At 54.9% G+C, this 7,536-nt stretch carries 7 protein-coding genes and 1 tRNA gene; 4 read left to right on the top strand and 4 right to left on the bottom strand.

Features of this window, described 5'->3' with window-relative positions; genetic code table 11:
- Window positions 1–217 precede the first annotated feature (217 nt).
- Window positions 218–294, top strand: a tRNA-Met gene (locus VGP75_RS00730).
- Window positions 295–628: 334 nt separating this feature from the next.
- Here the strand turns inward: VGP75_RS00730 and VGP75_RS00725 are convergent.
- Genes VGP75_RS00725 through VGP75_RS00715 form a run of 3 tightly spaced genes read right to left on the bottom strand, consistent with a single transcriptional unit; the run spans window position 629 to window position 3,208 of the window.
- Window positions 629–1,972, bottom strand: coding sequence for an ATP-binding protein (locus tag VGP75_RS00725; RefSeq protein ID WP_327541820.1), 1,344 nt, complete (start codon window positions 1,970–1,972; stop codon window positions 629–631).
- Entirely contained in the window at window positions 1,969–2,631 is a 663-nt protein-coding gene (locus VGP75_RS00720; protein WP_327541819.1) for a response regulator transcription factor, read from the bottom strand. The genes VGP75_RS00725 and VGP75_RS00720 overlap by 4 nt, the downstream gene beginning before the upstream one ends.
- Window positions 2,632–2,683: 52 nt before the next feature.
- Window positions 2,684–3,208, bottom strand: a complete 525-nt coding sequence (locus VGP75_RS00715) for a PepSY domain-containing protein (protein ID WP_327541818.1) — start codon at window positions 3,206–3,208, stop codon at window positions 2,684–2,686.
- A 531-nt stretch (window positions 3,209–3,739) separates the two neighbouring features.
- On the opposite strand from VGP75_RS00715, the gene VGP75_RS00710 reads away from it, so the two are divergent.
- The gene (locus VGP75_RS00710; RefSeq protein ID WP_327541817.1) at window positions 3,740–4,342 is read left to right on the top strand and encodes a hypothetical protein; all 603 of its coding nucleotides are present in this window, start codon (window positions 3,740–3,742) and stop codon (window positions 4,340–4,342) included.
- An 85-nt stretch (window positions 4,343–4,427) separates the two neighbouring features.
- On the opposite strand, the gene VGP75_RS00705 is transcribed toward VGP75_RS00710, so the two are convergent.
- On the bottom strand, window positions 4,428–5,354 hold the full coding sequence (locus tag VGP75_RS00705; protein ID WP_327541816.1) for a LysR family transcriptional regulator: 927 nt from the start codon (window positions 5,352–5,354) through the stop codon (window positions 4,428–4,430).
- A 107-nt stretch (window positions 5,355–5,461) separates the two neighbouring features.
- Here VGP75_RS00705 and VGP75_RS00700 point away from each other — a divergent pair, with 107 nt between their 5' ends.
- Both VGP75_RS00700 and VGP75_RS00695 read left to right on the top strand, forming a co-directional pair.
- Window positions 5,462–7,000 carry a trimethylamine methyltransferase family protein gene (locus VGP75_RS00700; protein WP_327541815.1) on the top strand — a complete coding sequence of 513 codons (1,539 nt, stop codon included), beginning with the start codon at window positions 5,462–5,464 and terminating at the stop codon, window positions 6,998–7,000.
- A 9-nt stretch (window positions 7,001–7,009) separates the two neighbouring features.
- The coding region (locus VGP75_RS00695; protein ID WP_327541814.1) for an NAD(P)-dependent oxidoreductase at window positions 7,010–7,536 on the top strand (527 nt) is incomplete at its 3' end.

The following is a 7,536-nucleotide window of genomic DNA, read 5'->3' as shown; positions in this document are numbered from 1 at the left end:
CAGCGCTGATGGTACTGCGTCTTAAGGCGTGGGAGAGTAAGTCATTGCCAAACCTAATAAGAAGCACAATATCTCTCAAACGATGCACCTCAACACAATCAGAGGTGCGCAACAAGCGCGGGTTCATGCAGACCGCGTGTGTCCAAACTCTCTAAAAGAGTTTGACAAACACAAACGCCGCGTCAGGCTCACCTGATCAGGAACTGCAACACGGTAGCGCGGGATGGAGCAGCCCGGTAGCTCGTCAGGCTCATAACCTGAAGGTCGTAGGTTCAAATCCTACTCCCGCAACCAAATCTCAGTAATGATATCTATAATGGCCTCGGCATCCGGCCGGGCCCACTAGGGCTGTGATCGCGACGTCAAGTCGCAAAGCTCCTTTATCACGGCACTCTCTCGAAATCATGGGTGGCGCTCTGATCGGCAACATATGCAGATCCCGTGAGTGGCGTTCGAGCGGGCCCACTTTCGAAACAATAATGAAGAAAGTATAAATCCTTGTACGTGAATGGCTCTTGAATGGGTCGTTTGTGTTCATTCATGTCACTGGCATGGCACACACGCGGTGCTTTGCATTAGGTTGATGAAGCCTGTAAACGGGACGACCAATTTGCGGAAGGTAACAAACTCAATCCGACCCTGCATCCCTGCGCAATGTGACCACAAGTCTTGCACCGTCAAGCTGTACGGATCGTTGGACTTCTATGGCTCCCTGATAAGCAATCACCAAATCGGATGCGATGGCCAAGCCAAGACCCGTTCCGGGTTTTGATTCATCAAGTCTTTGCCCACTGACAAATGCCAGATCCCCACCGCCTTCAGCCATGCCTGGGCCATCGTCCTCGACGATGATACGAACCAGGTCTGGTGTGGCGTCAGCGGTTAGCTGGATCACATTCACTGACCATTTCAGCGCATTATCGAGCAAATTTCCGATGATCTCTTCAAAGTCGATCTGGTTGATTTTCGCATGAAGATCAGGAGGAACATTGATGATCACCTCACGCCCCGTGCGTTTTGCGAGTGCTGTAAAGGCGCGCCCCAGCCTTGCCAGACTGACATTCAGATCAGTTGATGACCCTTCAAGTGCACTATCTTGCGTCGCCTTCATGCGGGCAAATGACCGTTTAAGTTGCGCATCCAGTCGGTCGAGTGCATGGATGCCCTTTTGCACCTGCAGGCCTGCTTGCTGCATTTCAAAAAGCTCGTTGCGCAAGACCGCCGAGGGCGTTTTCAGCGCGTGCGCCAGATCCACCGTCTGTCGTCGAGACCGGCTGACGATCTCTCTGTTGCGATCCAGAAGCATGTTGATGTCGTTGACGAGCGCTTGTACCTCCTGCGGATAGCTCTCGACCGGCAATTGACCCTCATGATCCTTGCGTGCGATGACATCCTTGCGCAACTGAGACAGAGGTCTGAGCGTAAATATCACAAGCAAAAAAGCGCCCGCAACGGCCAGAAGGCCGACCAGCGCAAACGATACGTTCAAACGCTGACGCAGACCCGCCTGATCTGCCTCCAGTGCTTCGGTGGACGAGGCGACAGTGACCAACCAAACCGCGCCATCATCAAGGGTCATCTGGCGTGACAAGGCACGCAAGTTCTGCCCCGCTGGCCCTTCGATACCTGTGATAACCGGATTGGTCGCAGGTGATGTGCCGACAGGTAGCAAGGAGTCCGCAAGCGAGCGGGATACCACGATGCCACCATCCTCATTGGTGGCTTGCCAGTAGTTTCCCGAGAATGGCCGCTGATAAACTGGGTCGTTGAGCTGATCGCGCATCGCTTCGCTTGCACCGCCAGTGTTGGCCAGCGCAACGACAGCTTGCGTGTGCCGTGCCGCAAGCTGTTCATCAAAGCGCGATAAAGTGAGATCTTCGAGGTAGTTCCCAACAGCGTTGGTGCCGGCCAGCACAACAACGGTTGCCCAAATCGCGCCGCCGGCGACAGCCCGTTGGCGAAGTGATCTCACGCGACCAGCTGGATCGAATACCCGCGACCACGTTCTGTTTCAATAAGGTCATTCCCCAGCTTCTTGCGAAGGCGGGTCACAAAAACAGCGATTGTGTTGGAATCGCGGTCATCGCCGTATTCGTAAATATGCTCTGACAGTTCGGTCATTGAGACGGGGCGGTTTGCGTTGTGAAACAGGTAGGACAGAACTGCTGCTTCAGGGGCTGTAAGCGTGATGGGCATGCCATCCAGGCTTACCCTGCCGCTTCTGCTGTCAAACCTGACTCCGTTTTTCTGGAATACGGGATTTCGCTGAACGGAATTTCTGCGCAAGAGCGCGCGCGTGCGGGCGATAAATTCGGGTATGTGGAATGGTTTGGTCAGATAGTCATCAGCACCAGCGTCAAGCCCGTCGACGCGGTCTGCCCAGCCATCACGTGCTGTGAGAATGAGAATTGGAATGTTGCTGCCGTCATCGCGCCACGCTTTGAGGATGGTAATGCCATCTTGGATCGGCAGCCCAAGATCAAGAACGATCAGGTCATAGGGTTCTGTCTCACCCAGAAACTTGGCTTCCTCACCATCCGACGCCAAATCAATTGCATGCCCTTCGCTCGAAAGAGCATGTTTGATCTGCCCGGACAGCTCGATATCGTCTTCTGCAACTAAAATGCGCATGGGAAATCCTTAGGTTTCGATAGTGGCAAAAATTGGACTCCAGATAAATAGGTTATCTGTTGCGACCATTGCCACGATCACCCGAATTTCCACCGCCGCCGCCAGAATTCCCGCGGTCACCGGAATTGCCCCGGTCGCCTGAATTCCCGCGATTACCCGCGTTTGCGTTCGCATTGGCCTGTGCGTTTGCATTTGCGTTAGCTGGCAGATTCGATCCGCCGCTCGTTGACTTTGCCTCGGCTGCAACGGCCTGACCCATCTCGCTTGTATGAGAAATACGCTCCCCCTGAACACCGTTGTAGAGCAGTTCAATGACTGACCCGTCATCACGCTGCAAAAGCAAACGATAGGTCATGCGGCCGTTGGAAAGAAAGCCGCGAATATCGATAACGACACCGCCAAATTCCGAAACCGCCGTTGATGCGATTGTTTCGGCGCGCAGTATTTGTTCCTGCTGGACCAGCTGGCGCAATTGACCCTGCGATAGTTCCGACACATCAGCGGCAGCGCCAAATGGCACCAATGCAAGCATCGACGCGAATATCGCTGATCTCAGGGTGATGGGAATATCCAGCAAAGGCTTTCGTTCAGTATCCAAAATTAACCGCGCACACACACCATACGGGCATTCGTGCGATCATCTAGATCTCGTATGACACTTTCAACACTAGGGAAAGGCAACTTTCGGGCGTTCGGTACTGTCTCAGACACGATCTTGTCGTTTTCGTGGAGGTCTTCAGTCATACGGCCGCGCAAAATCAAGAAATTTGTCTCAGACATGTCTTTAACTTTCATCACTGCAGTGAATTGGAATCGGTCAACAAATAACGCGTACAGCGTAAAATTTTACATGGCCGCTATGAACCTTTTCAAAACCACGTGTTCACGTGCGGTTCATGTTGCCGGGTTCCTGAAACCTGCTTGCGTGCCGGCGTTGCACGAAAAATGCGCCTATTGATTTTGACCCCATCGCAGCTGAACGGGCGCAGATATGCGGTTTCCCGTGATCCTGGCGGGATCACATGAACCCAGACAAACGATCCATTCAGCGGTCGTTCATTTTCCTTCGCTTACCAACTGAGGTGAATCATGCAGGAAGGAAAAGCAAATGATGCGCAAGACACACTTGAAGACGAAGGTTCTTTGCATTGCAGCCATGTTGTGCATGACGAGTGCTACGGTTTTTACAATATCAGCTACCCCAGCCTTTGCGGAGCGTGGAGGGAATGGGCAAGGCAATGGCCGCTCCAGCGAAGCGCGCGGCAATCAAAACGAAAGAGGCAATGGCGCCAGCGAACGGCCCGCTTCCGGCAACAATGGACGGGGCCACCTTGCACGTGAACTTGGCAGCCTGAATGCCGCACATGCCAACCCCAATGCGCTTGCCAATGCGTCGCCCAACAGCATGCCCGGCAAGCTCAATGTTTATAGAATGGCGCAAGAGGATTTTGCGGCAGTTGTTGCGATCCAAGATGAAAAATTTGACGCGTATCAGGCCCTGATTGAACTGTCGGAAGAAGAAAGAGAAACCGCATTCTCGGAAGGCGGATATGAGGAGGCCGTGACAGCGGCCGCAACTGCCTATGAAATGGCAAGGCTTGATGCATTAGATGCGCAGGACGCTGCGGATGACAGTCTGTCAGTTCTGACAGGTGGGCGCGAGCTTTCCGACGCGGCCTTGGCAGAGCTGTGGCGCCTTCTCGGTCTTTAAGGCACCATTTTGAAACAGGAACACTGTTGCGGCCGAGGGTAATTGCTCTTGGCCGCTATTAATTTTCCCGTCAGAATGTCCGTTCTCAACGCTTGGCGGGCGATATGGCGCTCACTTCGCCCTTGGCGGACCTCTCGGAGCGCGTCCGACCATTTGCATGCTGCGATGGATACTGTTCGTGCAGCGCCCTGATCAATTTCCGGTACGTCGCACGGTGCCTGTTGCGCACGTTTACACCGACAAATACCGATTGATCTATGCTTGGCGCATCAACAACTCTCTGGCAGATGCCCGATGCAATCAACGCTTTGGCCGAATGTTCCAGCACATAGGCTGATCCCGACAGTGACGTCAAAAGATCAACCATCGCGGCATTCTGGCCGATCGACAGCGAGACATGCGTCAGGTCCGGCAAAAGTGCGGCATGCGCATTTGCAAAGGTTGCCGAGTAATTTGCCAGAATGTAGTTTTCCTTGCCGACGCCTGCCAAAGTATCACCTTGGGTCGAGACCATGACATAACGCACTTCTCCGAGTGTCTCGAAGTACAGGTCGGGCTGAATCTGGGGGGAATATAAAATAGCTATATCTTGCCTACCAATAATCAAATCAGAACACATTTGACTGGAATAATCCGCCTCTAGCAAAAAGGCGGTCTGGGGCAGGATCTCGCGAAGATGTCCAATTAGCCTCTTGATTTCGATTCCAACCAGATCGTGCTGAAGCCCGATCCGCATCGTGATACCGGCAAGCGCCGTATCTTGCGCGGCATTTTTGGCCGTCACCCAATCGTGGCGGAGACTGCGGGCGTGCGGTTCAAATCGCAGGCCTTGGGTCGTCAAGGCCGTGCCTGAGCGAGAGCGCTGAAACAGTTTCACCCCCACAGATGCCTCAAGCGAACGCACGCGCCCTGAAACGGTTGACTGCGTCACACCCAAACGCTCTGCGGTACGGTTGAAACTCTTTGTCTCGCAAAGATCCAGGAATGTATCGATCAATTCTATCTGCATCATTCACATCATGTCCTAATCGGTAAATCCGATCAATAATAACCGGATGGGCAGATTGCGCGATTTGCGAACTGGGAGAATACTCGATCCAGTTCCAGGGAGGCGTGAGCATGTTGGACATAGAGAAAAGAAAAGCCCGCAGCGGGGGGCGTGCAGCGCGCGTCGCCTTGCGTAGCGCCCCTTTGGCCGAGAATATGCGCCCTGTCCGCGCAGGCCTTCCCGGGGGACAATATAAACCTCTGACCGATGCAGATGTTCTGCGTATCCACCATGCGGCGCTTGACGCTTTGGAGCAGATTGGTCTGTCACAGGCCCCGCCCTCCGGTGTCGAGATTTTGACGAAAGCGGGCGCAATCCTTGGTGATGACGGGCGCATCCGTTTTCCGCGCGCCTTGGTCGAGGATATGTTGGCCAAAGCTGCGCGGAATATCACATTACATGGCCGTGACCCGCAGTATGATTTGCATCTGACGGGCACCAACGTCCACTTTGGCACGGCGGGTGCAGCGGTGCATGTGGTGGACCTTGCGACCAACACCTACCGAGACAGCACTGCACAAGACCTGCACGATGCGGCCAAGATTACCCACGCGTTGGATAATGTGCATTTCTTCCAGCGCGCGATGGTGGCGCGGGATATCTCTGACAATCTCGAAATGGATCTGAACACGATCTATGCCTGCTGTTCAGGCACGACCAAACATGTCGGCACATCTTTTGATGATCCAAGCCATGTCGCGCCGTCAATCGAACTCCTGCACCGGATCGCAGGCGGAGAAGAAGCATGGCGTGCGCGCCCCTTTGTTTCGAACTCGAACTGTTTTGTCGTCCCGCCGATGAAATTCGCCGAAGAAAGCTGTCGGTCCATGGAGGCCTGCATTCGCGCGGGCATGCCGGTGCTCTTGCTTTCTGCGGGGCAAGCGGGTGCCACCGCACCCGCGCCAATTGCCCTTGCGATTGTTCAGGCGGTTGCTGAATGTCTGGCCGGCGTCGTCTACGTAAACGCGATGGCGCCGGGTCATCCGGCGATCTTTGGCACATGGCCTTTCGTCTCTGACCTGCGGACGGGTGCGATGTCGGGTGGTTCGGCGGAGCAGGCCCTTCTGACGGCAGGCTGCGCACAGATGCACCGGTTCTATGACATCCCCGGGGGTGCGGCGGCGGGCATATCGGATTCGAAACTCCCCGATATGCAGGCCGGATGGGAAACAGGTATTACAAACGTGCTGGCGGGTCTTTCGGGTCTGAACATGGTCTATGAGGCCGTGGGCATGCATGCCTCATTGCTGGGGTTCTGTCTGGAATCCCTCGTACTTGGCGATGATGTGCTGGGGCAGGTTCTGCGCACCGTCCGCGGCATTGACGTGACCGAAGACAGCACGTCCATCGAGGCGATGAAGGCCGTCTGTTTGGGCGGTCCGGGGCATTACCTTGGCTCCGATCAAACGCTTGCCTTGATGCAGACGGAATATATCTACCCGACCTTAGGCAACCGGATGAGCCCGAAGGAATGGAACGAAGCCAACCGTCCCATGTTGCTGGATCAGGCGATTGCCCGCAAAAATGACATCCTCAGCAAAGCGCAAATCCAGATCGACCCCACGGTCGATGCAGCGATCCGCGCTGACTATAATATCTACTTCAAATAAGGGGCACCCATGCACTACGGATATATCGGCCAAGGCAATCTTGGGGCAAATTGCGCGGCCTGTTTGCTGCGCGGGGGCATGGATGTGACTGTCACAGACATCAATCGTGCCGCCGCTGAACCCGTTATCGCATTGGGTGCCAAATGGGCCGACAGCCCCGCCGAACTTGCAGGTTCGGTTGATCACGTGATCACCTGTCTGCCATCCCCCGCTGTCTCTGAAGCGGTCGCCGCACAGATGCTTCCCGAGATGAAAGAGGGCGCGCATTGGATCGAAATGTCTACCTTGGGTCGCGACGAGGTGCTGGCCTTTGCAGGCAAAGCGGCGGCGCATGATGTGCGGATGATGGAGCTACCTGTCACGGGCGGTGTGCATCTGGCCGCGCAGGGCAACATCACCATGCTGGCCGGTGGCGACAAGGATATGTTCGAGACCCATCTGCCTGCGCTACAGGCGATGGGTAATCAGGTGTTCCACATGGGTCCGCTTGGGTCGGCGTCGATTATCAAGGTGATCACCAATATGCTGGCCTTTAT

Origin of the sequence: Yoonia sp., assembly GCF_036007805.1 — a bacterium.
Taxonomy (GTDB): Bacteria; Pseudomonadota; Alphaproteobacteria; order Rhodobacterales; family Rhodobacteraceae; genus Yoonia.
This window is presented reverse-complemented; position numbering and strand designations above follow the sequence as displayed.